The 24931-nt window shown below is 33.3% G+C and carries 16 protein-coding genes and 5 pseudogenes; 8 read left to right on the plus strand and 13 right to left on the minus strand.

Annotated elements, in window-relative coordinates; all coding sequences use genetic code 11:
- Position 1: 1 nt before the first annotated feature.
- A complete protein-coding gene (locus OPS21_RS06715) occupies positions 2-5488 on the minus strand; it encodes an OTU domain-containing protein (RefSeq protein ID WP_265027626.1) in 5487 nt (1828 codons plus the stop codon).
- 856 nt (positions 5489-6344) lie between these two features.
- Between OPS21_RS06715 and OPS21_RS06720 the strand changes: the two genes are divergently transcribed.
- From OPS21_RS06720 to OPS21_RS06730, 3 genes are all read left to right on the plus strand, one after another.
- Positions 6345-6797, plus strand: a complete 453-nt coding sequence (locus tag OPS21_RS06720) for an Hsp20/alpha crystallin family protein (RefSeq protein WP_264336590.1) — start codon at positions 6345-6347, stop codon at positions 6795-6797.
- Between the two features lie 189 nt (positions 6798-6986).
- On the plus strand, positions 6987-7163 hold the full coding sequence (locus tag OPS21_RS06725) for a hypothetical protein (protein ID WP_264336591.1): 177 nt from the start codon (positions 6987-6989) through the stop codon (positions 7161-7163).
- 985 nt (positions 7164-8148) lie between these two features.
- Positions 8149-8805, plus strand: a complete 657-nt coding sequence (locus OPS21_RS06730; RefSeq protein WP_265027627.1) for a BON domain-containing protein — start codon at positions 8149-8151, stop codon at positions 8803-8805.
- A gap of 278 nt (positions 8806-9083) precedes the next feature.
- On the opposite strand, the gene OPS21_RS06735 is transcribed toward OPS21_RS06730, so the two are convergent.
- From OPS21_RS06735 to OPS21_RS06755, 5 genes and pseudogenes are all read right to left on the minus strand, one after another.
- Positions 9084-10571: a recombinase family protein gene (locus OPS21_RS06735; RefSeq protein ID WP_264336998.1), complete on the minus strand. Its 1488-nt coding sequence runs from the start codon at positions 10569-10571 to the stop codon at positions 9084-9086.
- 2 nt (positions 10572-10573) lie between these two features.
- Positions 10574-11005 carry a DUF2924 domain-containing protein gene (locus OPS21_RS06740; RefSeq protein ID WP_264336999.1) on the minus strand — a complete coding sequence of 144 codons (432 nt, stop codon included), beginning with the start codon at positions 11003-11005 and terminating at the stop codon, positions 10574-10576.
- A 4-nt stretch (positions 11006-11009) separates the two neighbouring features.
- Entirely contained in the window at positions 11010-11483 is a 474-nt protein-coding gene (locus OPS21_RS06745; protein WP_264337000.1) for an ankyrin repeat domain-containing protein, read from the minus strand.
- 195 nt (positions 11484-11678) lie between these two features.
- A pseudogene (locus OPS21_RS06750) lies at positions 11679-12778 on the minus strand (IS3 family transposase).
- A gap of 71 nt (positions 12779-12849) precedes the next feature.
- Positions 12850-13155 (minus strand): annotated as a pseudogene (locus tag OPS21_RS06755) (IS4-like element ISWpi18 family transposase); the annotation flags it as partial.
- Between the two features lie 226 nt (positions 13156-13381).
- Between OPS21_RS06755 and OPS21_RS06760 the strand changes: the two are divergent.
- Positions 13382-13741, plus strand: coding sequence for a TomO hydrophobic C-terminal domain-containing protein (locus OPS21_RS06760; RefSeq protein WP_264336674.1), 360 nt, complete (start codon positions 13382-13384; stop codon positions 13739-13741).
- Positions 13742-14188: 447 nt separating this feature from the next.
- Here OPS21_RS06760 and dxr read toward each other — a convergent pair whose 3' ends face one another.
- On the minus strand, positions 14189-15364 hold the full coding sequence (dxr, locus tag OPS21_RS06765; RefSeq protein ID WP_064085754.1) for a 1-deoxy-D-xylulose-5-phosphate reductoisomerase: 1176 nt from the start codon (positions 15362-15364) through the stop codon (positions 14189-14191).
- Positions 15365-15391: 27 nt separating this feature from the next.
- A complete protein-coding gene (locus OPS21_RS06770) occupies positions 15392-15886 on the minus strand; it encodes a hypothetical protein (RefSeq protein WP_010406678.1) in 495 nt (164 codons plus the stop codon).
- Between the two features lie 261 nt (positions 15887-16147).
- On the opposite strand from OPS21_RS06770, the pseudogene OPS21_RS06775 reads away from it, so the two are divergent.
- Positions 16148-16778, plus strand: a pseudogene (locus OPS21_RS06775) (IS5 family transposase); the annotation flags it as partial.
- 22 nt (positions 16779-16800) lie between these two features.
- On the opposite strand, the pseudogene OPS21_RS06780 reads toward OPS21_RS06775, so the two are convergent.
- The 5 genes and pseudogenes from OPS21_RS06780 to gap all read right to left on the minus strand — a co-directional run bounded on the left by OPS21_RS06780 (position 16801) and on the right by gap (position 21793).
- Positions 16801-17833, minus strand: a pseudogene (locus tag OPS21_RS06780) (integrase core domain-containing protein).
- A gap of 303 nt (positions 17834-18136) precedes the next feature.
- A pseudogene (locus OPS21_RS08105) lies at positions 18137-18289 on the minus strand (IS630-like element ISWpi11 family transposase); the annotation flags it as partial.
- Positions 18290-18478: 189 nt separating this feature from the next.
- Complete coding sequence (locus OPS21_RS06790) at positions 18479-19912, minus strand: WD_0033/WD_0034 family tandem repeat-containing protein (RefSeq protein ID WP_264336673.1); 1434 nt, start codon at positions 19910-19912, stop codon at positions 18479-18481.
- Positions 19913-20059: 147 nt separating this feature from the next.
- On the minus strand, positions 20060-20818 hold the full coding sequence (tatC, locus tag OPS21_RS06795) for a twin-arginine translocase subunit TatC (RefSeq protein WP_264336672.1): 759 nt from the start codon (positions 20816-20818) through the stop codon (positions 20060-20062).
- Between the two features lie 3 nt (positions 20819-20821).
- On the minus strand, positions 20822-21793 hold the full coding sequence (gene gap / locus OPS21_RS06800; RefSeq protein WP_264336671.1) for a type I glyceraldehyde-3-phosphate dehydrogenase: 972 nt from the start codon (positions 21791-21793) through the stop codon (positions 20822-20824).
- A 151-nt stretch (positions 21794-21944) separates the two neighbouring features.
- Between gap and OPS21_RS06805 the strand changes: the two genes are divergently transcribed.
- The 3 genes from OPS21_RS06805 (at position 21945) to OPS21_RS06815 (ending at position 24862) form a co-directional block, all read left to right on the plus strand.
- The gene (locus OPS21_RS06805) at positions 21945-22304 is read left to right on the plus strand and encodes a hypothetical protein (protein ID WP_264331158.1); all 360 of its coding nucleotides are present in this window, start codon (positions 21945-21947) and stop codon (positions 22302-22304) included.
- Positions 22305-22513: 209 nt separating this feature from the next.
- The gene (locus tag OPS21_RS06810) at positions 22514-23362 is read left to right on the plus strand and encodes a hypothetical protein (protein WP_265027628.1); all 849 of its coding nucleotides are present in this window, start codon (positions 22514-22516) and stop codon (positions 23360-23362) included.
- 180 nt (positions 23363-23542) lie between these two features.
- Entirely contained in the window at positions 23543-24862 is a 1320-nt protein-coding gene (locus tag OPS21_RS06815; protein WP_264336202.1) for an IS4-like element ISWosp7 family transposase, read from the plus strand.
- Positions 24863-24931: the final 69 nt, after the last annotated feature.

Raw genomic sequence — 24931 nt, forward strand, 5'->3', positions numbered from 1 at the left:
CCTACCTATTTTGTTGTCTACTTACTGCTGGTTCCACAGATGGCTGATCTATATTAGTGCTACATTCTTTTTGAAAAAAAGATTCAAGAAAATCCATCGTTGTCTTATGATTACTTTCTGACTCTCTAATTCTTTTTTCATTGTTTGAGCCTTTTTCTTTTACTTTTTGTTCTCTGGATTTATTCAAGCTTTCATAATTTATAGTAATTTCTTTTTCTTCTTCTTTTAGAAACCCAGCATTTACCAAATGTTCTTTACAGAGTATCAACTCATAACTACCCTTATTATCTTTACGTGCAGTTCTACCCTTAATCTGTGTTTCTTCTTTTATATCAAGTGAAAAGAATGTCTGTATAACATGCACCCCGCCCCTATTTTCTACAGCAACACTAGACTTAAAATCAACACCACGACCCATACCTCTTGTTGCTAGCGTTACTGTTTTTGCAATACCTGCCCCATCGATGTACTTTTCTTTGGTATGCTCTTCCGTATTTTCTGTTAATATGTGTAAGCGATAAAATTTACCGAAGAATTTTTCTTTAAACTTTCTTATTTCTACATCTGTATCAAAAAATATTAACACTGATTGTTCTGAATCAACCTTAGAGTTTGCACGATTAAAAATTTTACTGAGCCATTCTTCTTCTGAATTCTGAGATGTAAAATTTTCACTTGAATTAAATTTCAAATGAGAATCACCAAAAAAAGATGGCATGATGGAATTTTCTCTGATGTTATAAGATTCTCTTACCGCTTTTTTCTCATGATCATTGAGCGTAGTTAAGGTACCACTAACTCCTAAGATAAGAGGATATTTCTCAGGCAATTTGGCGTAAGAGATTTTACCACAACTTATATTTAAATAACCATAATTTTTACGATCAAAGTCTTTATTCTTTAACCTAAAATAATGAAATATGTTGTAATAGCCGCAGTAAGTAAAAATAGAGTAAAATCCATCATCTTTTCTATAACTTATGATTCCTTTATCGTTAATTTTATAGTTGTTAATGTACTCATCACTTCCTTTTGCAACCTTTATTGCAGCATCAATCATTTTCTCTAGATGTTCTTGATAGAGAGACCGATTAGTATATTCTTTTTTAATAACCACATTATCTTTTTCTTTCAAAAGATAGTATTTTCCAGGTTTAAATAAAAATTTATTAAATTCTTTAAAATCTTGATTTCTTTCTCCTATCTTTTTCTTAATGAATTCTTCTACCTTTTCCAAAATAGTACTTTTTTCATAACTTTTGCTGGCCATTTCCCATATTTCTTCTTGAATACTAGCTAGTCCTGGAATACCTATAGTGTTACATGCACCATAAGTATTCCCATAGAATTGATCAGAAAAGAAAACATCCACTTCATCGATTAGTAAAATAGTATTGCTGATATCCTCTTGCTTTATCTGTCCAGATTGCTCCGCACTGTGATTTAAAATAAGACCTTCAACTAATTCTCTTAAACCTTGCTTCTTGCCATTTACCTCAGGATTTATCACTTCATTTGCCATCTCCTCAAATGTACCATAAGTTATCTTGTCACCAATACCAAACTCCTTAAAAAAGCCGTTAAAATCTTGTTGATCTCGAGTTGCTAAGTATTCACTATAACAAACAGTTCTGACCTTATGACCTGTCAATACTAATAGTGAAGAGAGTAAACCTAGTACAAGCGATTTGCCTTGTCCTGTTAAGACTTGCGCAAGATGCTTATCAACACCTTTAGAGTCTTTATCAACACTTAACAATCGCAAAATGCATAATATTTGAATGCAATGCGGCTTTAAGCTCTTTCCTGTACTTCCTGTACTTGTAATATCTTTTGATTGCTGTATAGACCACACAGCAGCTAATCCAGCAAGAAGATCAGGTAAAGTTTCTCTCTTGAATTTTGTGTTCCATTCATTAGTTTTAATTTGTTTTGATTGCTTCCGTACCTTTTCAGTAATAAATTTAATTTTATCTTGGTAATTTTTGTCAGAAGCCTCTTGTATATAGGAGTTAAATTCTTTTAAGTATCTATTATAGCAATCTCTTAGTGCTTCTACTGTGCTATTATTGTTTTCTTTTCTATATAGCTCTAAAGCTTTATCTATATCAATCTCATCTTGTTTTCTTAAATACCAAAAAGATTCCCCTATGATACCAATTCGTTTTTTAAAATCCTTATAAGAGCTGCTATTATCTACTACAGAAATAAACGGCTCTGTACTCTCTTTTTTAAATGTAGCAAAAGATACGTAATTAGGTTGTTCCTTGAGATAAAGAAAAGATTTCTTAACTGCTGATAGTAACTCACTTGCCGCACTTAAATTATCGTCATCAGACCATTTCTTTTGCCTCAGTAAATTACTTACTCTATTTAATAGATCTTGAGTGATTTCAATTAAGTAGTGATTAGGAATATTATTCTTGTATTTTTTGATGAAATTTTCAGAATCTAAAACCTTATATGAATTTTTATCTTTATTGGCTACTTCTACTTCAGTTAAGTCATTAGCTTCTTGAATAAACCAATTGAATTCTATACTATTTAAATCCTCTAAAAATTCATTAAACGATCTAAAGTACTTAATGAACCCTTGTGATTTTGCTTTTTTATCAAGTGCAGTACTTGCAATATCAAGTAGTGTGTTACGTATTGCTTCCATGTCTTGCTTGAACTTTCCATAAGGAAATTTATCAGGAATTTTTTCTAAAATAGATTCCCTATTCTTCCAATACTCATTATATACATCTACCAAATCTCTAAAATCACCAGATTGTTTATCTAAAAACGCCTTCTTAATAGATTCTATTTGTTTTGTTAGAATAGTTTGATCAATTACTGAAATCTCTTTTGAAAGATAAGGACTTGTTTGTGCTATAAATCTTATAACATTATGTGTTGCTATTCGAAATGACTCATAATGATCACCTTCTGTGTTTTTAATAAAATCCATATAGCCTTGTATGAGAGGTTCAAATGACTTTAATTCTTCTTTAGAAAGTAGGTTGACAATAGCATTGTTAAGAATATAAATCCATACTAAGCGCTCTTCAGGTGTAGCTGACAACTCGTCACTGCTAACAAACAAGCTCTTGATAAATTGCCATAATGTTTTATCATTCTCAAATTTCTTTTTGTTAGAATAATAACCTGGTTCAAAATGTTTCATTAGTGTAAAGATAAAGCGATATTGCTGCTCAAGAGAGTGGTTTAAAGAGGAAGTTGATGGCCAATTTATAGTTTTTATCAAGCCCCATTTTCCTTGTTCATTTTTTTTAAGCAAATCACTAACAGGAATGTCTGTTTTACTACTAATTTCTGAACTTAACTCCTTAAAGCTCTTACAAAGATAAAAATAAATAGGATTAGTTAAAGGCGCAAAATTTCCTACTGACTCATGCTGCCTTATTTCCTCTACATTTTTAAACAAAATATCCCACGAATTGCCTATAAAATCTAGAAAAGGTTGCTTATTCATTATGTCAATAAGGTCTGCAAACAATTTTATATCTTTATTGCTGATATAAAATATTGACTTATCGTTCAAGCGAGGTAAATGATCTGCCATGACAGATGGAGCCATCACAAAAATAGACACGAAATATTTATCATGTAAGGTCTTTCTATGATTATTTATTCCTTCTTTACAGATTTGTTGTAATCCTGTCAGTAAATCCCTTGTATAAAATTGATCAACCTGAGAAAACTCTTTCTTTCTTACATCCAGAGCTCTTTCTCTAGTAAGCAATTGTTGACTACTATCAATTGTCTTCTGTGAAATGTTCTTATTCCCCACTATATCATCTAATATCGATATATTACTAGAAAACTTTCTCCAATCTTCTAATCTTTTAGAAAACTGAAAAAGATCCTCTGCATACTCAAGATTATCTGCAGTTTTACCACTTCTATCCTGCAAAAACTGTTTAAATTGTTCATAAGCTTTATCCCTGTTATTTAATAATTCATCTTCTATAATTTTAGTAATTTTAAGCTTTTCAAGAAAATTTCGTTTTATATCTATAGGATATCCAACAAAATCTAACTCTTCAATCTTGTTGAAGCTTACTCTTGCAATAAAGTTTTCCTGATCAAAAGTAAATAAATAACCTGGACTTTGCTTCCTAATATAAACTGTTTTATTATTATGTGGATGAGTAAATTGACACGAATCTAGTTCTATCAAATGATTGTTCTTCCATTGTCCCTCTATATATCCATTTTCACCAAATGACTTCCTTGTTCCCTTATTTTCATTAAAGCTACTTTGACCAACTTTTCCAGATTTGCAGTCTTTCCAAGTACGCTGCTTAAAATGTGATACAGTAGGAATAGACTCTAGGTCAGAATCACTTTCGCAAGATATAGAAGATCTCTCAACCTTATCACTAGCATCACAGTACTCCTCATCAGAAGACAACAATTCCTGACTTACCTGCTGGATTTCTAAAATTCCTGATTGACCAAGGCCATTATTAGATCTTTTCTTCCTATTTTTTGATAAACTTGATGGTTGTTCTCTTAGGCTATCGACTTGATGAGAAGGACCTAGCTGAAGTTTCTGCTTTTGGCCTGATTTAGGCTGACGATCATCAGAGGATTTTGAATGTTTTTTCTCTATCAGCTCAAGAATTTCTGGATTAATTTTCTCTTTATTTTGAATCACTTGCGTTTGCTCCTCAAAATCATAATTTCCAATATCCTCAAGTAAAGAAGGGCTATTCTGGTCCACTACATCGTAAACTTCTTCTCTATAGACTTCTACATTACTTTCAATATCTTTTTCAATCTTACTAAGAAGTGGCACGAAGTGGTTTCTATAATTCACTATGTAAACAATATCATCACCTTCACCTACCTCACCAGTAGTAACATACAGCTTATCTTCACCTATACCTTCATCTCTCAACTCTATAACTTTGATTTTAACTTTGTATTTCTCACATATAATTTTTCCTTCAATCTCAGGTCTTCCCCATATAGGATAATCACCTTCCTCAGCTGTCTTTCTAATACTTTCTAAATACCTATTAAAAGTCTTTTTCACATCTGGAACATCATTTCCCTTTTCATCCTTAATATTTCCAAGATCAGAAAAAGCAATATTCTTCTGTGGGAGGAAATAGCCACCTCCACCTGCATCTTTTATAATTTCATCCCTGTATTTGTTAGCAGAATTTACACAATCTTCTCTTAACGATTTCACACTAAAAATTTTACTATTTTTCAGCTCATTTAACCTCTGTGCAACAGAATCAAAAAAACAATCTCCTGCACCTACAGCAGCTCCAATCTTAAAGCCACTAGGTAAGTGTTCCCTTAAATTCTTTACAAGTCCTTCAAATTTTTCTTTTTCCTTCTCATCTATTGCCTCTTTTACCTGTTGAAAAATGAAGATAGGATCTCTAGTTAATAGAACAATGTTAGTACCTGATGATTTATCAGTAATTGGTGTACTTTTAACATAAAACATCAACTTGCTTTGCATAGAAACTTAACTCCATAATATTTTCTATCATACTAAGATTGGTAACATAAGCAACTTTTATGTATAGTTTGGTATTTTATTTTAGGTTGCTTTTTTTCACTTTTTTGAATTTGGAACCAGTGCTGTAAAAAGTCCTATTTTTAAATTTGGTTTTTGCTATAAGTCTGTTCTTCATCAAGCAAATTGATGTTAATTTAGTGTTATATATTGTTAATAATTTAAATAAGACAACTATTTCCAGCACTTAAAATCAAGGACCGTGAGAACATTCTTCTTTGGAATCAATTGGTCTACCAAATGATACATACGAACTTTTTAATATAGTAATTTCATTATACGCTAAAACTAGCCACATTAGCCCATTTCATCCATATCTACATATGAACTGATTTGCCTAAGCTTATTGAAATAATTTAAATCTTCTATTTTTATAACCTTATTTTTACTCGGCTTGTTCTCACAAATGTATGACCTTTTTTGAAAGAGTAAATAATTCAATTCTTTATAACACTAACTAGCATGGTACTTTCACTAAAATATTTTTTGAAAAGGTTAGTTGACTTATAAATAATTCTCTACTAATACTGGCATGTGTTTGTTTATTCTGCTGAAATGCAGGTTTGCTGTAAAAACTTCAACAGCTTTCTTCTCTCTTCCATCATATTCTTATGGTCGTAAGTGGGTAGAGGTAATAAAATCTATCATTAATCAACTAAGCCAGAATTTTTTCTTATAATCAAGTTATAGTAAATTGGAACAGTTTTTCACATCTAACAAACTTTGACTTTAGATTTAGGATTGAAATTAGTAAGTGGAATGATTATGTAATGCATGTATTAATAAAAGGAGGTACAACATGAGTAATATAGTTCATTTAAATAAAAACAATAATCGTGATAATTTTAGTGTAAGAGGGTTACAAAGAGCAGTTGATGACATATTTGATAGCTTCTTTACAGGATGGAATCCAGAGCTTTCCAGAAGAAGCAGTCTACTACCAGCTTGTGACTTTTATGAAACAAAGGAAAGCTATTGCCTCTCATTAGAGTTACCAGGTATTCCAAAAGAAAGCATAGATATTAGTATATCTGGCGATAACTTAATAGTGAAGGGTGAAAAAACATGTGATAATGAATCAAAAGATAAGCAGTTTTATCATAAAGAAAGGTACTATGGCTCTTTCTATAGGTCTATTCAGCTTCCAGTAAATGTAGAGCAAGATAAAGTATCTGCTAATTTTTCAGATGGAGTATTGCATGTAACTATACCTAAGTCAGAGAAACACATCAAGAAAATTGATGTAAAGTAACCAGTAAGTAATAGCAGGCTTCTAGTTTGGGGCTTGCTATTTTAAATCATTATAGATAGAGTATAATAAAGTTCCGTTATCTTTGCGTATTTATTATACAGATAGTGTAAAGCCTTTGTTACGCCTACATATTGTCAATAATCTATTAATAATTCTTATGATATAATTGGCTTTGAAGAAAGAGGGAGTATGAGTGAAGCAAATCCATTAGGTACATTGAAGGCTAAAATTAAAGAACTTGGTTTTAGTAGTTTAAGAGCTAAAGATAATAAAAGCGCAAATTCTGGTGAGCAAGCATATAAAGACATTAATAGAATGGATTTCATCATTAACGGAGAGAATATTTTACTATTACCACAAATATAAACGTTTATTGTGTAGCTCTTAATGGTATAACTTTTGCTTGAAACAACTGTTTATATGATACAATTTACAGCCTTCAGTTGCTAAAATTATAACTCTTAATTTAATAATTTTAATCTAATAAGTTTCAGGTTAATAAAATCAAATTATTTGAGCAAATACAATACCATGTCTTTGATTTGTGGGTAATAGTAAGGTTTTAAACCATCCTGGAGAAATACAATTGATACGTATTTTGTAAGGTGATAATTCACCCACTAACGTTTAGATTAAGTGAATTATAGCAGCTTTTCCACCTTTCGCTGGTATGGAATCACCATTAATACTACCAATATTGATAATTGACCCATGAATGTTGTTATATTTCATATGACCAGCAACTGCTTTTGTTACATACCACACACCTATCAAGTTCGTTTGAATAATGCTTTCAAAATCAGTATTTTATCTTCCTTAAAGATAGGTGTCAAAGAAGCAATCCCAGCATTATTTACGCAGATATCGATCTTTATTTGGTATATATCAATTTGGATGGCCTTGGAGTTCTTAATCTCCAAAGCAAATGCTTCAAGTTTCTCTATCCTTCAGCCTATAAGCAAAACACGTACACCTGCATCACTTAAAGTGCGAGCAAATTGCTCTCCAAGAACGCCTGAAGCGCCTGTGATAATTGATGTCTTGCCGTGTAAATCAAATACTTGAGTCATTTAAATTGCCTATTAGGCTTTAAGCACCAATTGCAAATACACTTAATCTTCTACTCACTGTTGGTCAAAGGCATTCATCACTTGTTTTAGAAATTTGATTCATTATTTTCATGACAAAAACGTCTTCTCTACTTTTGCTGGTAATGTCATCAAAAAATAAATTAAATTATTACGAAAAATTTGCTTGACAAACAATCATTTAATTGAGATATTATAAAATGCCTTGTTTCTTACCTACGTTAAGGCTTGGAGGTGAGGTTTTTTATAAATTTGGAGGCTCTATGGTAACAAGTGGTGAATTATATACGAACGTTATGGACAAGTTACGATTTGAACCAGGTATTGATGAATCAAATATAACTATTTCAATTAAGGATAATAGTGTAGTCATATTGGGTGGTAAAGTCAAAAGCTATGCTGAAAAATGTTTAGCTGAAAAAGCAGTACAAAAACTTAAACAAATTAAAGGTATAGCTAATGAGTTAGAAGTGGATCTTACACCAGACTACAAGAGAAATGATGATGACATAGTCCAAGCTGCTCTTACTACTTTGAAGTGGAGTTTTTTTGTCCCGCATCAACAAATTAAAGTAACTTTGGAAAATGGACATTTAACTTTAACTGGTGATGTTGAGTATTATTATCAGAAAGAATATGCAGGAAAAGCTGTACAACATCTATACGGAGTGACATATTTTACTAATGATATAAAAGTAAAACCTAGTGTTGATGCAGTAGAGGTGAAAGATAAAATTACTAAGGAGTTTGAGCGTAATGCGCGCATAGATGCAAATAATATTCAAGTAGAGGTTGATGGTAGTAAAGTGACTCTCAAAGGTAAAATAAGAAATTTTGATGAACGTAAAGAAGCAAGGACTGCTTCATGGGCTGTCCCTGGTGTCACTAGTGTAGTAGATAATATGGTTACTAGTTGCTAATGTTTACGGGGTAGAGATTAGTTACTTTAATTTTTGCCCCAGAGTTTTTAATTAGATATTATGAAAAATTCACAAAATGGTTTATAATGGTTTATTATGATCCTTATTGCCATTCAATAGTAGTTAAAAGAATGTATGCTGCAAATATATAGTTACATGCTATTTCGACTGTTGTTGTCTAGTATAGTTTCTATATTAACAGTTTTGTCTAAAATTGTAATAAATATACGTGTGATTAATAGAGGTTATTATAACTGACTTGTCAGGTTGAGTCTTATTTAATACACATAAAATTTCTCCATCTGCCCACTCCACAGCATCGGTATTTCTTTTAAATCTACTAGCCTCAAGTTACTTGGCTGTCTCCCATTTATTATGTCTTCCTTTATTTTTGGAGCTAAATAATTCAATCTTAAAATTTGTTGTATACGTCTTGTACCTATATTAATTTTGGCACTCAGCTCTTTCACACTTGAGTATTTTCCCTCTTCTAGTTGACGTTTCCACAGATGGGCTCTTACCACTGCTTTGAGTAGCGCATTATTTGTTTTGCCTTCCGGTTCTACTACTGTGCATTTATTTCCTTTCTTTTTTAACCACATTGGTATAAATTCCACCTTATCCTCTGAACTCACTTCTATTTCACCTTCTTTTACCATTACTCCCTTTATTAACTTTTTCACTACTTCTTTCTGCTTTCCAAAACTTAAATTTTTCCATTCTTCTTCGGTCTTTTCTTTCCAATTTTCATATAGCTGCTCCGCTTTCTTCATCACTTCTTTTTCTACTTCTCCGGCTACTACAGTCCGATTTATTGATTCACAACCTTTTCCCCTTAAGTGATTATTACATATATAGTATCGATACCTTTTATTCTCCTTTTTTGAGTATGTCAGCGTCATGTTTACTTCACAGCTCTTGCACTTAATTATTCCCCTAAGCAATGCTTCCTCATATTTTGCTTTTCTATATGGCTGATCCTTTATCAATTCCTGTGCTTTTTGCCATTTTTCTTTTTCTATTATTGCATCGTGCTTTCCTTCATACTCTTTCTCATAATGCCTGATTTTTCCCATATATATTGGATTCGTTATTATTCTTCTCACCGTTGCCTTTTTAAAAATATCAGACCTTGTTTGGTATCCTTCTTTGTTTAATTCCCTTGCCAGTTCTGCCATTGACTTCAGCTCAAAATACCTTTCAAATATATGCTTCACTGTCTTTGCTTCTTTCTCATTTATTATTAATTCTTTATCTTTTACATCATACCCAAGCGGTAAAGTTCCACCCATCCATAACCCTTGCTCTTTTGATGTTGCTATTTTATTTTTTACTCTCTCTACAATCATCTCTCTTTCTAGTTGTGCTGCTCCTGATAACACTGTTTGCACGAACTTTCCCATTGGCGTATTATTGTCAAATATCTGCGTTACTGCTACAAAGTTTACTCTATGTCTTCTAAAAAATGATGTTACTTCGATGCTGTCTTTTGTTTCTCTTGATAGTCTGTCTAGTGTGTACACTACTACACAATCTACCTCTCCTTTTTTTACATCTTCAAACAATTCCTTTATTGCTGGTCTTTCTAAATTCTTTCCTGAGAAACCTCCATCATCGTACCTTTTGGCCAATGCTACCCAGCCTTCTCTGCTCTTTATGTATTTTTCACATGCTACTCGCTGCGCATCTAAACTGTTAAACTTTTGTTCTAGACCGTCTTCATTTGATTTTCTCGTATATATCGCACATCTTACTTCTTTTAGCATTTTCAACTTCCATTTTTATCACGCAAACCAAATAGGAGCGGCCCATTGTAACTCATTCCCATTATTTTTCCGGCTACTGCTGACAATGACGTAAAAAATTCTTCTCTGTAGATTAAACCCTTGTCTGTTACCATTACCGCATGCGTTTCTTCCCCTCTCTCTAATATTAGCTCTGTTCCTGCTACTGGTAATTTGTCACTACTTATTCTTTTTCCCTTCTCTAGCCGATCTGCCAGATACTCTAGTCTTTTTGCTCCTTTTCTTGACATTTCTCCATATGCTTTTTCCTGCATTCTATAAGCTAATCTCGGTATCAGATATTTCTTTGAGTATCTAGGCGCCTCTTCCCCATATACCTTCTTCCATATTTTTCTCAGTTCACCCAAAGGTTTTTTCTCTAAATTCATTACTTTCTTTTCTATTTCTTTCTCCATATTTTTAGCCCTTCATAAATAGCTTTTCAATTCTGTCTGTTTCTTTCTTTAATACCTCGGTTATCTTTTTGCTATTTTTAGCATAATCCATCGCTATCATTCCAAATTTATCCGCTTGCTCTATTTCTCCTCCAGCTTTCACTAGCTCCTCCACTATTTCTTTTTCACCTACCATACATGCAAGGTGCAGCGGCGTGCATTTATTTCCATATTCTTCCGCATTTACATTCCCTCCTGATTTTATCAATTCTCTCACGATTTCTAGTCGTTTCTCCGTTACCGCTAGGTGCAGTGCTGTGTATCCTTTCACATCTGCTGCATTCACATTCGCTCCTTTTTCGACTAATAACTCCACTGTTTTTACCTCTACTGCATAATGTAGAGCTGTTCTTTCCTTCTCGTCTCTTTCATAAATATTTTTAAATGAGTTCTCTAACAATTCTTTTGCTGACTTATTAAATTTGCCAAACTTTAACATAATTTACCTCACCTTTTCTTTGACCTTTTTTTTAAGCTTTCCTTCTCACCACCTCATCTATCATTTCGTTTACTTGGCTCATTATATAATGCACCCATTTGTCTAGACCATTTTTTTCAAAGTGATCCGATTTTTAAAATGAATATGTTGATAAATACGTCGACACACATTTAAAGTATTTATCAATATATTCATTTACTGTTTATGATAATAAAGATCAGCAGGAACTTTATAATGTAGAGTCTGATGTCGCCTTTTATAGTTATACCAACCAACAAAATCGTTTATTATAAGATTCAAATCTCTGATACTATTTGGTCTATAATAATATATAGCTTCTTGCTTTAAAGTTCTCCATAAACGCTCAACAAATATATTGTCGAAGCAACGTCCTTTATGATCCATACTAATTTTAATATTAGCACGCTCTAATTCCATAATAAAGTTGTAGCTAGTAAACTGCACTCCTTGATCACTATTAAAAATCTCAGGTTTACCTTGTTTTAGAGCTTCTTTGAGAGTATAAAGGCAAAATCCAGCATCGAGATATGGTGATAATGAATGAGCAATAATATAGCGACTATACAAGTCCATTATTGCCACAAAATAGACAAACTTACCTTCTACCATAATATATAGTAGCCCATACCTGATTAACTCTACAAATAATCAAATCTTTGAGTAAATAAGGATATATTTTATGCTTTTTTTCTTTAATACTTGTATTACATCTTTTTCTACAATACAGCCCACTAATCTTCATTTTTTTCATAATTCTTAAGATTTTTTTGTGATTGACTACTACTCCACTCGCTATGATTTCAGCAGTAATTTTACGATATCCATAACGGCAATCAGAAGCCAAATATACTTCTTGAATCAAATTTCACTTTCGTTATTAATTATATGCCTATAATATAGGCTAGATCTGCAAATCCCCAGTAAATCAGCCTGTTTCCTAATTGATAGATCAGAATCTTTTTCTATAAACCTTACTCTATCTTTTTTGCTTATTTCAGTAATTTTTTTTTCAAATAACTATTTTCCACTGTCAATTCTCCTATTACTTTATGTAAACTTTCTATTTCTTGCGCTAAGATTCTTTGTTTTCTCGCACTTTCACTTTCTTCAACAAATAGGTCTTTTAACCTTGCCAATACTCTATCACGCCAATCATATAGATTTGTTGATGGTATTTTATATTCACTACATATCTCAGATGTGCTTTTTTGATTTTTTATTGCTTCCAAAGCTATCTTTGCTTTTAACTCTGGTTCATATTTTTTTGTTGCCATACTTTTACCCCTTTACCTTCCTACTCGGATCAACCATTTTTTTTTGGTCTAGTTTATGGGGTGCATTATAAGCCATGGTGGGTTTTAAATTCCTGATCTTGGTAGTATAGGGAAACTATATCATCATTTAACTCTGAAAACGCAGTATGCTTTAGCTTCTTTCTTGCTTGAGTAAATGCACTTGCCGTAATTGTATAATCTTTTCTTGTATGCAGAACAAACTCATTAAGCATCACTTGTAATGACTTTACACTCTTTCTAAAAATCAGGAGAAATACATTAACGAAGGGCAGCTTTCTTTTTCGTGAGAAGTCTTTTGAGGATGCTCTGTGTGCGTTTATAAAGTTTAAACTCATCAATTTATTTTTTATAAACATGATTATTCTTTTTTTTACTCATGTCATTACTTCTTTTAATTTGTGGATCTTACCTGATTTTATAATACAGTTCATCACTTTTCCTTAACTTAATGGCAGTGGTGTATACCTTAACAATTCACAACCTGTTAATGAAGGATTTATACCTCAAAATTATGCTCGTGCAGAGGAGGAAATTAAGACCGGCAAGAAGGAAAAAAATACAGCTCTACACATTGCTTGCAAGTTGGGAAATGTAAACATGATAAAAATATTACTTACACATCCAAATATCAAACCTAATATTCAAAACTATGAAAACAAAAGTCCAAGAGATTGTATTGCAGGACATGTCAAGAAAGCAATAGAACCAGAATTCCTAAAGATAGAAGCAGTCGCTCAAAAAAGGAAACAAACTAATTATGCTTGTGCTTTTTTGTTATCTGGAGTACTTGCTGTTGGTCTATGTTTCACAGTTTATAACCCAGTTCCGTTTGCTGCAGCTGCATTGCTGTTCTTTGCAATAGGGTGTGGTTGTCTGTATAGAGCAAATACAGTTCTTAACGATGTAAATTTCTCTCAGGTTGATTTCGAACATGCTAAGTGATTTATCTGTTCAGGTAAGGTGTCATTCCAGCACTTGATGCTGGAATCCAGCTAATTTGGTAAATACCTTACAATGTTTGATGACTAAAAGACTGGATGCCAGACTGGCATGACAACGGAGAGCAATTTCCAGTAGGTATTATGGTGTCATTCCAGTCTGGCATCCAGTTTTCTTTACCAAAAGTGCTTCATTCTATAACGCAAAACCAATACTCACTCAACCCAATTAATTACCTGCAATCTGGATCCCAGACTGGGATGACACCCATTTCTTTCTAGTCTTGTCATTCGAGTAGCTGAAACTAGCTGCTTTTCTGTATTCCAGTGTCAGCTACTGGAATGACATTATGGAATACAGCTTTTTGATCGAAAATGTTGTCTTATCTGCAATGAATTTTGCTGGATAGCTACACCCATTTAGTTGTCTTTTCTCGTCTACCTTATTTTATCACTCTGCTGAACAGATACCTTTACTTTTTATGATTTCATTGGCAAGAATACGGCTTTCAAAATCGATACTTGTTATGTCGGATAGTGAGTTAATATCAGAGTACTTGTCAAAGTTTTCTATTGTTGATTTTACTACCTCTACTACTTCTAAAAAGCCGATTCGTGACTTCAAAAATTCGTTAACAGCTATCTCATTTGCAGCGTTCAAAACAATACTATTTGTATGTGGAGAAGAAGAATTTAACACTTCCATGCTTAGCTTTAGTGAAGAAAAACATTTGTGGTCTGGTTCTTGAAAGGTCAATTTTCCTTGCTTTGTTAAATCTAATTTATGATTTAAAGTTGATCTTTCTGGCCAAGACAAAGCATATGCAATGGGAATTTCCATATCAGTTTCTGCAAGCACAGCAAAGCTGAATCCATCGTGATAAACGACAATTCCATGTACTATCGATTCAGGGTGCACTACTGCTTCAATTCTATTTGGACTAATATTAAACAAATGATGTGCTTCTATTATTTCTAGTGCTTTATTCATCATTGTTGCACTATCAACTGAGATTTTCTTTCCCATTTTCCAAGTAGGGTGACTTAGTGCCTGATTTACTGTGATATTTCTTAATTGTTCAAGGCTATAATTTAAAAATGGTCCACCAGAGGCAGTGAGTATAATCTTTTCTACACATTTATCATCATTTTGCAAAACTTGAAAAATTGCGTTGTGTTCAGAGTCGATGGGAATTATTTGTACGCTCCTTTCTTTAGCTTTTTTAAGTAGTAACTTACCACCGCAAACAATACTCTCTTTGTTTGCTAGAGCAATAACTTTAGTACCGCTTTCTATAACCTTTATAACTGGCTCAAGGCCTGCGATGCCAACTATTGCAATAACTGAGAGATCAACAGGTAGAGAAGCAACATTTGCTAGACCTGGAGCACCAACTTCTACTTTGACGTTTGTACCAAGTAGATCTTCTTTTAAATCTTTGTAGAACCTTTCATCAGAAATGGCAGCATATTTTGCATTAAGTAGATTTGCCTGTTGTGCTAGCAGAGCAAAGTTAGAATTGGCACTTAGTGCTTCCACCTGATATTCTTCCTTTCTCTTTAAGAGCAAATCTACAGTCTTTTTTCCAATGCTTCCTGTTGATCCTAAAACTGAAACTTTTTTCACTAATTACAATAAAATCTTCTTAGTTATTTAGTAACCAAGCTCATGATCATCACCAACAGATGGTGAAGGACCAGGTGAAAAAGATTGGCCATGATGATCACCTGCATCATGCATATCATGCAAACCATCGGCACTTTGAGCTATTTCATTGTTAGAGTGGGGATAATCATCCGGATGATGCCCCTCATCACCGTAGTCCATACCCATTCCTTCTGATGGCATATCTTCTCCACCACCACCTGAAAAATATTCAGCAAGACTTTCAAGAAATTTTATGCCAAACATATTACCTGATTTCCCAAATAACGTTACTAGACTGCTACCACTGACCAAACCTTCAAACACATTATTATAAGCAGCAATTGCTCCTTCATGAAAGTTGAACATCCACTTCATTCCATCCACAATTGTTGCAACAGAGTCACTATGACCAAGACCGAAACCACTTTTCTCACTAGCGGCTTCCTGGTGTTGCTGCTGTGCCTGCCATTCTGCAATATTTGGACCTTGTGCTTCACTCATAAACTTTTATTCTAAGCCTTAAGCTATTATTTTACCAAAAACACTGTAAAATATCAATTGTTTAAGAGAGGTTATCATAAAAATAGCTAACACTAAGCTATTTTTATGATTCTGATTACTCTATACCAAAACATCGATGATGTGCTGTGGTAACAAAGTGATGACTTGAGGTTTAAGATAGCTTCTATTTCTTCTTAGAACCTGTTTAAAATCTCTAGAAGAAGAGGTAAAGTAGGTATAGATTAAGAGTGTGGTATATATATGCAAAAAAGTTATCCAAGTGATATAAGTAGAAAGCAATTTGAAAAAATCAGACCAATACTGGAAAGCAGCAGAAAGAAAACAAGGCCAAGAAAACTTGACTTATGTGATGTGTTTTGTGGAGTGCTATACGTCCTGAAAAGTGGCTGCCAATGGAGAATGTTGCCAAAGGATTTTCCAAAGTGGGAAAACATATACTACTATTTTCAAACCTGGAATAAAAAAAATGGAGAAGAATCAAGTTTGCTGCAACTAGTCTTAAAAAAAATTAGTTGGAGAGGTCCGACAAGGCAATGGTCGGAAAGAGAAAACCAGTTTCTGTATAATCGATGCTCAAAGTGTTAAAAACACAGATACTGCTGAAGAAAAGGGTTATGATGCTGGTAAAAGAATTTCAGGAATAAAGCGTCATATTGCAGTAGATACACAAGGTTTGCCACATGCAATCCATGTAACAACGGCAGAAGTAACTGACCGTAGCAGTGCTGTAAAAATGGTTGCAAATGCTAAAGAAAATCTCTCTGAAGTTAAGAATATACTAGTTGATGCTGGCTACACTGGAGAAAATTTTGCAACTCAAATAAAAGATACTATTGGTGCAACTGTTGAGGTCATAAAGTGTAATAGTTTAGACTTGATCTGACAGGCATGAATTAACTGACAGAAGAATCGACGAAGTCAAAACCGATATCAGAATCTATTTTAATGTTATCAATATTTTTTTGGTAAGCAATATGCATACTATCAAAAAAGGTCTGCATAGGCATAGCAGTACTTACCGGAATGAGGTCTAGTTGTGTTGTAAGAATGCAGCCAATCTAACTGAAGCTCCTCCAAAGTACTATAAATCTTTTTCCTGAAGATAATATTGTAACATTCATCTTGCATAGTTCTATGAAACCTTTCACATATACCATTAGTCTGTGGAGAATAAGCTTTGGTTCTAGAATGATCAATATTTTCTACTCCCAAATATAACTGGTACGCATGATTCCCTGGTTTGCCACAATACTCTGTACCCCTATCAGTTAAAATGCGTAGCAATGGAACTTTCTGTTCATCAAAAAATGGTATATTGAGAAGATCTGCAGCTGTGATAGCAGTTTTCTCCGTATAAAGCTTAGCGAAAGCCACTCTAGAGTAGGTGTCAATAAAAGTTTGTTGATACAATACCTTTGATATTGCCTACACAATAGGTATCTTGACTACCTAAGTATCCAGGGTGTTGTGTCTCAATTTCGCCATTGGCCTCTTTAATTGTTCCTTAGTTTTTTCTAAAGCAGCAACTTGCTCCTCTGTCAAAATTATACCGTCTTGGACCACCTTCGCTTCCAGCGCCTTCAACCTCTTTTTAAAATTTTCGAGTTTGCCATATTGACCTTATCCCACTAGCAGATATTAGAATTCCTTTTTTCTTTAATTCATTAGCTGCTCTTTCTTGTCCATATGCTGGAAACTCTACTAACTACTGCTTCTTCTGTATCCTTTGGTACTCTATTGGCAAGTAATGGTTTGCTTTTGTTTATCTCGTATAATGCTTTTTCCCCTCCTGTTTCATACAGCTCTTTGAAGCGGTAAAATATATCCCTTCATTACTCTACACGCCTGTGATACATTTCCTAATTGCTTTGCAAGTTCTAGCAACCCCAACTTTGGTTTTAGTATTTTTTCTTGTGTTTTACTCATATCTGACACTCCTTTAAAATTTATTTATATTTTTATCTTACTTTGTTAATCTGTCAGATCAAGTCTAAACTATTACAAATGAAGGTAGCTTATTGATGGAGATTGCTATTAAGTAACAATGCTCATGCAGCTGTGATTTAAACTCACGCACTCCTGCTTTTTTGAGAATTTTCCGCAATATTTGGTCTAACAACTCTTTCAGTAATAACTTCAGCAAACTCATTTGTTATTGCTGTCGTATGGTAAAAAAATATCTTAATAAAAGCTGTTACACTATTACTAGCAAGATATCAATCACGCTCTATTGGATCTACATTTTGATTTAAAATCGCCTATTTTCTTGCACCTTTTTGCCATTCATAGAATGTTAACTTTGAACCTCTTGGCTACAAATGCTCTACTTTCTCCTACATCCAATGCTTTTTTCCTTAAATCATAACTATATGCTGCTGGCATTCACATCTCCTCACTACTTTACCTGTTCTATCATGTTCCGACTATTAGGAAAAGAGCTATAATTTTCAATACTAACAAAACTACTTCCCAATCTTTTACACAGCAACCTATCGAACTTAATTCTGTGAATATATGATCAATAAAAAAACTTGGAGAAAAAGGAAGAATAGACTTCTTCCTTTCACTTAACTACGCTGTTATATTTACCCCTGTATCAACAACTCCTTGTCCTACATTAACTCTATCTAGATTCTCACTAGGCTTTGAAATTACATATGTAATACCACCAGCAACAAGTCCTGTTACTAGAGCAGCAGCTATAGCTATACCAATTAAAGCCAATATCGGTAATGCAACACCAGCAGCAAAACATCCACCACCAGTTGCCAATGCAGCTATAGCACCATAAACACAGCCAATTATTATTGGTTTATTAGTAGTTTTTACTTTGTCTTTTTGTTTACTACTCTCTATTTCAGATGTACTACTTTCATCAGTTATATTTCCTTCAGTTTTAGGAACGATGCTTTCAGCCATTGAAGACTGTTCATTACTTTCACAATCGGACATAATACTTATTTCAGATGTACTACTTTCATCAGTTATATTTCCTTCAGTTTTAGGAACGATGCTTTCAGCCATTGAAGACTGTTCATTACTTTCACAACCAGACATGATCTTTTCAAGTACTGTTAGCCTATCAGCAATTTGCTGTGGATCTTTTGATGATGAGTCTAAAATTTCCTTAAGTACATCATCATAAATATCTTTATTTTTGTGATTAGGCACGATCCTTTCAAGGGTTACTTTCCAATCCTCTTGCTCTTGCTTTTTACATATCTTCTCAACTCTATCGTGCATTTCAATTTTGTTAGGATCATCTTTACTTTCACAACTAGATATGCTCTTTGCAAGTATTTTTAGCCAACCATCAATTTTAGCTTTTTGCTCTTCATCTTGCTCTTGATTTTTTAGTATTTCTAAAATATTCTTGGTTTTGTTAAGATGATCTTTTTTTATACTAGCGAAAACTTTTTCTAACATATCATTATCTTGAGCTATATCTATAATAGCTTTAATACTTTTCTGACTAACTTCCTGATTAATAAGATTTATAGCACAGCTAAGCGGTGTTAGAGTATGTTCTTGATCATCTGAAAGCCTGATCTTTATATTCTCAGTAGTAAGAACTTTTTCTAATAACTCTTTATCTTTTTTGGCTATACCTAGAATAGTATTAATGCCTCTCTGATTATCAAGAATCACAGCATGGACAAGCGGTGTTAAAGTATATTCTTGACCATTTGAAAGCTTGATCTTTATATTCGCAGTAGTAAGAACTTCTTCTAATATACCTTCCTTTTCAGCTACACTTAGAATATTTCTAATATATTTCTGACTCTTTAACGAGTTCTTAAGATTTATAGCGTAGGCAAGCGGTGTTAGAGTATGTTCTTCACCATCTTCAAACTCTATACATTTCACAGTAGTAAGAATTTTCAGCAAATCCTCTTTTGAAAATCCTGTAAGAAGATCAATAATATTCTCATGTTCTTCCATCGCAGCCTGTAACTTACCATATAATCCTCGTTGTGTTTCATTTAACTCTTCATACTTTGGCATATCAAACTCTGCTATTAAAAATAATAATATACTTTAATTATTATACATTTAAGTAAATAAGTCAATAAAATACTGTGGTGCCAAAAACACTCAAACAAGAAAAAGCGCTCCGGTGCTCATTCTTTGTTTATAAATAATATTATTGATTCAATCCTTTGCTTTCTTCTCAATATATCTACATATCAGAATAGACAGCTCATATAATACCAACATTGGAATTGCAAGTCCTACTTGGCTTAGTACATCAGGTGGAGTTAAGATTGCAGCAATAATGAAAATTACCACTATCGCAATTCTACGTTTATTTGACAAACTTTGTGCAGTGATTAGCCCTACTCTCACCATTAAGGTTAGTATGACTGGAATTTGAAATGCAGTACCAAACGCAAACATGAATTGAAGAACAAGGTCTAAATATTCACTAACTGAAGGCATAAACTCTATTGGTATACCGAAAGATTTACCGCTATGTTCAAAAGCAATAAAAAATTTCCAGGCTAAGGGAAATATGTAGTAGTAAACTACAGCGGCTCCCGTTACAAACAAAACCGGTGTTGCAATTAAGTATGGCAATAACACTGCCCTTTCTCTTTTATATAAGCCAGGTGCTAGAAATATATAGAATTGCCATGCAAACACAGGAAAAGAAAACAACAGTGCACTCATTATTGCAACCCTGAGATATACAAAAAACGCTTCTGTTAAGTCTGTATAGATTAGAGAAAAATCATCACTATCTTTTGTAACTTCTATTAAAGGTGCAAGTAAAAAGCGGTATATATTTTCTTTAAAGTAGTAACAAAAACCGAAAGTAACACAAAAAAATAGAAAGCAAAAAATAACCCTTTTTCTGAGTTCCGCAAAGTGCTCATAAAATGAAGCATATTTTTGTGAGTTTTCGTTCATACTTTACAATAACGCTATATCTAACATTCTCAGTGAAAAAGCCCATTCATTATCGTACCACGCTGCAACTCTACAGATATCACCTGTGACATATGTACCAGCTAAATCCACAATTGCACTATAAGGGTTATGGACAAAGTCTATTGAAACTAAAGGCTCGTTACATACGGAAAGCACATGATTTGCTGAATTCTTAAACATTTCATTTATTTCTCCAGCTGTTACCTTCTTATCAGTCGTAAATTTAAAATCAACCATAGAAACGTTGCTAACCGGAACTCTAATAGCAGTACCATCTAGCTTACCCTTTAACTCAGGAATAACAGAACCAATTGTTTTTGCTGCTCCAGTTGTAGTTGGCACTATAGAAAGGCCACAAGCTCTTGCCCTGCGTAAGTCTCTATGGTTGCCATCAAGAATATTTTGATCATTCGTATAGGCATGTATAGTGGTCATAAAACCGCTTTTTATACCTAAATTGGAGTGTAAAATGTGTACAATCGGAGCCAGACAGTTTGTAGTACAAGAACCTGCTGAGATCACTTTATGCTCCTTTTTTAGCATATCGTTATTTACGCCGTAAACTATAGTTACGTCAGCATCTGAAACTGGAGCAGAGACAATTACTCTCTCTGCATTATGCTTTGCTGCTTCCGCACGCTTGTTGAATGCACCAGTGCATTCAAGCACTACATCAACATTCCAAGGAATATTTTCAGGGCTACGTTCTCTATATAAAGAAAATTTCCTGCCATTTATAGATAGCCAATTTTCAGACTCGTTAAAATCAATATCGCCGTTAAATTTGCCATGAACAGAGTCATATTTAATCAAATGTGCATGCTGCTCAGCACTGAGCGACCCGTTTACCGCCACAACTTCTATTTGCTCGCTATAGTTTTCTACTTCAAAAATAGCACGCAATACACTTCTGCCTATTCTACCAAGACCATTAATTCCTACACGAATTGTCATTTTTCCATCTTAAAAGTTTAATTATAGAGGATATTGCCTGATATTTCATTCTATTCTTTTAGTTGTTAATCCTAATGTTATAATATATTGATTGACTAAAGAAACTGTATCACTTAATTAATAATATCTAAATTTTAACTTGGAGTAGGTTATGCATGGATTACCAATGACAAATTCAGATAATCAGTATCAGCAAAGAAAAATAGAAGCATTGCAAAAAGAAAATAAAGGACTGTCAGAAAAAGTGAAAACACTACAGAAAATGTCAGTGCTGCACAATGAAATGCTAGTAATGCTACAGTGGAAATCAATAACAGAGAAACTGCGCACAGAAATATTAAAAAAACTGCTAGAAGCACCTCAAGAGGCAGCAGCATTTCAATTAGAAGAAAGAGATGAAGATCAGCAAGTAATAGAAGACATACTGGATATGCAAGAAGAATTTGAATCTTTACAAAATTTGGAAAGTACTACTATTGAACAAACAAATATTCAAGGACAGAGCATATAAACTTGTAATAGTTTCAAACTATTACATATAACTTTCTCTACTTCCTTCTTTATCGTTATCCAGTGTTGTGGCACTGGGTGCTCCGCTCTTTTTGTATTTTACGACTAAGGATATCATTTTTTAGTGCTTATTTCTTAATATATTAATATAAATCTTGATTAAGTAATTATAGTACTATATTATTTAACTCAATATTAATGATAATTATTATGGATTTAAAAAACTTACAACTAGAGTTGCTTGAAATAATTTTTCTCATACTTGCACCAGCTAGTGCAGAAGAAGAAAGAGATATGAAGGAGCGAGCATTAGAGATTATAGGTATATTAAAAGATCATATTAATGATGATATAGAAATGAACAATCTGAGAATGACAATTTTAGACTGCATTGTCCTTTGTGATAGTCAAGGTAACGTAAGGTTAAACAACAGATCGTTATTAGACTTAGAAGATGCCGTCAAAAGTATTGGAGGGAAAACTTCACAAGAGTTAGGGCGAGTAAATCAGATTCCACAGCAACCAAATAGTATTGGGTTAGCGTTAGCAGAAGCTACAATACAATATGAGGCGCATGTGAGAGAAATGGAAGAGAGAAATGTAAGGATTATCACCTCAATTGGAGTATTAGGTATAACAGCCTTAGGAGTTAATCTTGGAAAATCAAAAGTGAGTGAAATTATTGGTACAACACTTGGAGGACTATTATCCATGCCAATAATGGTCATGTTACCAACATCAATAGCAGTAGCGTTAAAAAACAGGAATTCAGGGCTTAGAGAAGTAGTACAATATTCTCTTGATGCAACAAGTAAACCATCAAGGATTGGGTTAGTAGCAGCTTTAGGAGCAGGCGCGATGATGTTAATTAACAATATAACTAGCAGCAGCACTGAAACAAATATGGAATTATTAGGCCCTGGTTTTATAGCTGTAACTGGAGCTGGAATTGGTGCTGCATTGTCAACGGCTTTAGCGAGAAGAATGTTTGCTACTATCTCTACAAATTTGGAAAGTGTTGCCACTGAACAACAAAATATTCAAGGACAGAGCATATAAACTTGTAATAGCTTCAAACTATTATAAATAACTTTCCCTATTTCCTTCTTTATCATTACCCAGTGTTGTGGCACCATACGCGTCAAGTTAAGGAACTGTGGTAATAAACTTAGTGTAAGGAAGAGAAAAAGAAGATATAAGTTCTCTTAAATTTAACAAAGAAAACGGAGAACTTATACAATGAAAAGAATAGTTTGCATCTCAAAAAAGCTCAAAGAATTTTTTAATGAAAAAGCAGATAAAATCTCAGCTACAACAGGGTTCATAAAAAGAAAGAGGAAGCTAAAAGGCTCGTCGTTCATAAAAGCCATCGTTTTGGGTAATATAGGGGTTGATAATTGTAGTATAGAGACAGTGTGTCAATTATTGAATGAAGACTCGATAAATATAACAAAACAAGGTCTGGACTTTAGATTTACCAAGGAAGCAGTGGAATTCATGAAAAGAATGTATAATGAATCTTTAACGTTACTTAAAAATACCTTACAAGTTGATTGCAGAATCTTGAAGCACTTTGGAGGTGTTAAATTATTAGACAGCAGCTATATTAGCTTACCTAACAGTATGGAAGACATGTATAAAGGTTATGGTACCAGCTACAGTGGTTATGAAAGCAATACTAAGTCTGGAATAAAGTTACAATTAGTTTTTGACTACCTAAATCAGACATTAGACCAGCTTAATATAACTGAAGGAATAAGGTCAGATCAGGGTTATAGAAGCCATTTAAGCAATATATCGAACAACGATTTACTAATATCTGATTTGGGTTATTTTGTGCCAAGTTCTTTTAAACAAATCAATGAAATAGGAGCTTATTTCATAAGTCGTTATAAATCCGATACTAACATATATGATATAGAGACAGGTCAAAAAATAGATTTACTAGAACATTTGGGAGATCGATCTTTTCTAGAACAGGAGGTATTGTTAGGAAAAGAGACAAGGGTTAAAGTAAGAATTATATTTAAAAAACTAACTGAAGAACAAGCTATGGCTAGAAGAAGAAAGGCTAATAGGTTAGCAAGATCACATGGATACACATCTTCTCAAAGGAACCAAAAGTTACTAAATTGGTCGATATTTATAACTAATGTTCCAAAAAGTAAGATTAATGCTGAGCAAATACTAGTAGTTTACCGAATAAGATGGCAAATTGAATTATTGTTCAAATTATATAAGAGTAATATAAGGCTTGATAAGCTGAGAGGAAAGCCATACAGAGTATTATGTGAGCTATATGCCAAATTGTGTGCAATTCTTATATTTCATGGAATAGTGGGTTGCACAGAACTGAAAAAAAATACGGAGCTTAGCTTAACAAAGGCATTTATTGAGCTAAAAAGACGGGTTAGAGAGTTATTTTTAGCACTAAATAATAAAATTAAAGGCTTAAATATTTTTCTCAAAAAGCTTACCATAACTTGGTCGCAATTTTCATTAAAAGACAAGTACAGAAAAACTAGGGTATCCACCTTAACTTCTCTAAATTTGCTTTAACTTGACGCGTATGGTGTTGTGGCACTGGGTGCTCCGCTATTTTTGTATTTTACGACTAAGGAAAGGATA

The organism is Wolbachia endosymbiont (group B) of Chorthippus parallelus (assembly GCF_947251815.1).
Lineage (GTDB): Bacteria > Pseudomonadota > Alphaproteobacteria > Rickettsiales > Anaplasmataceae > Wolbachia.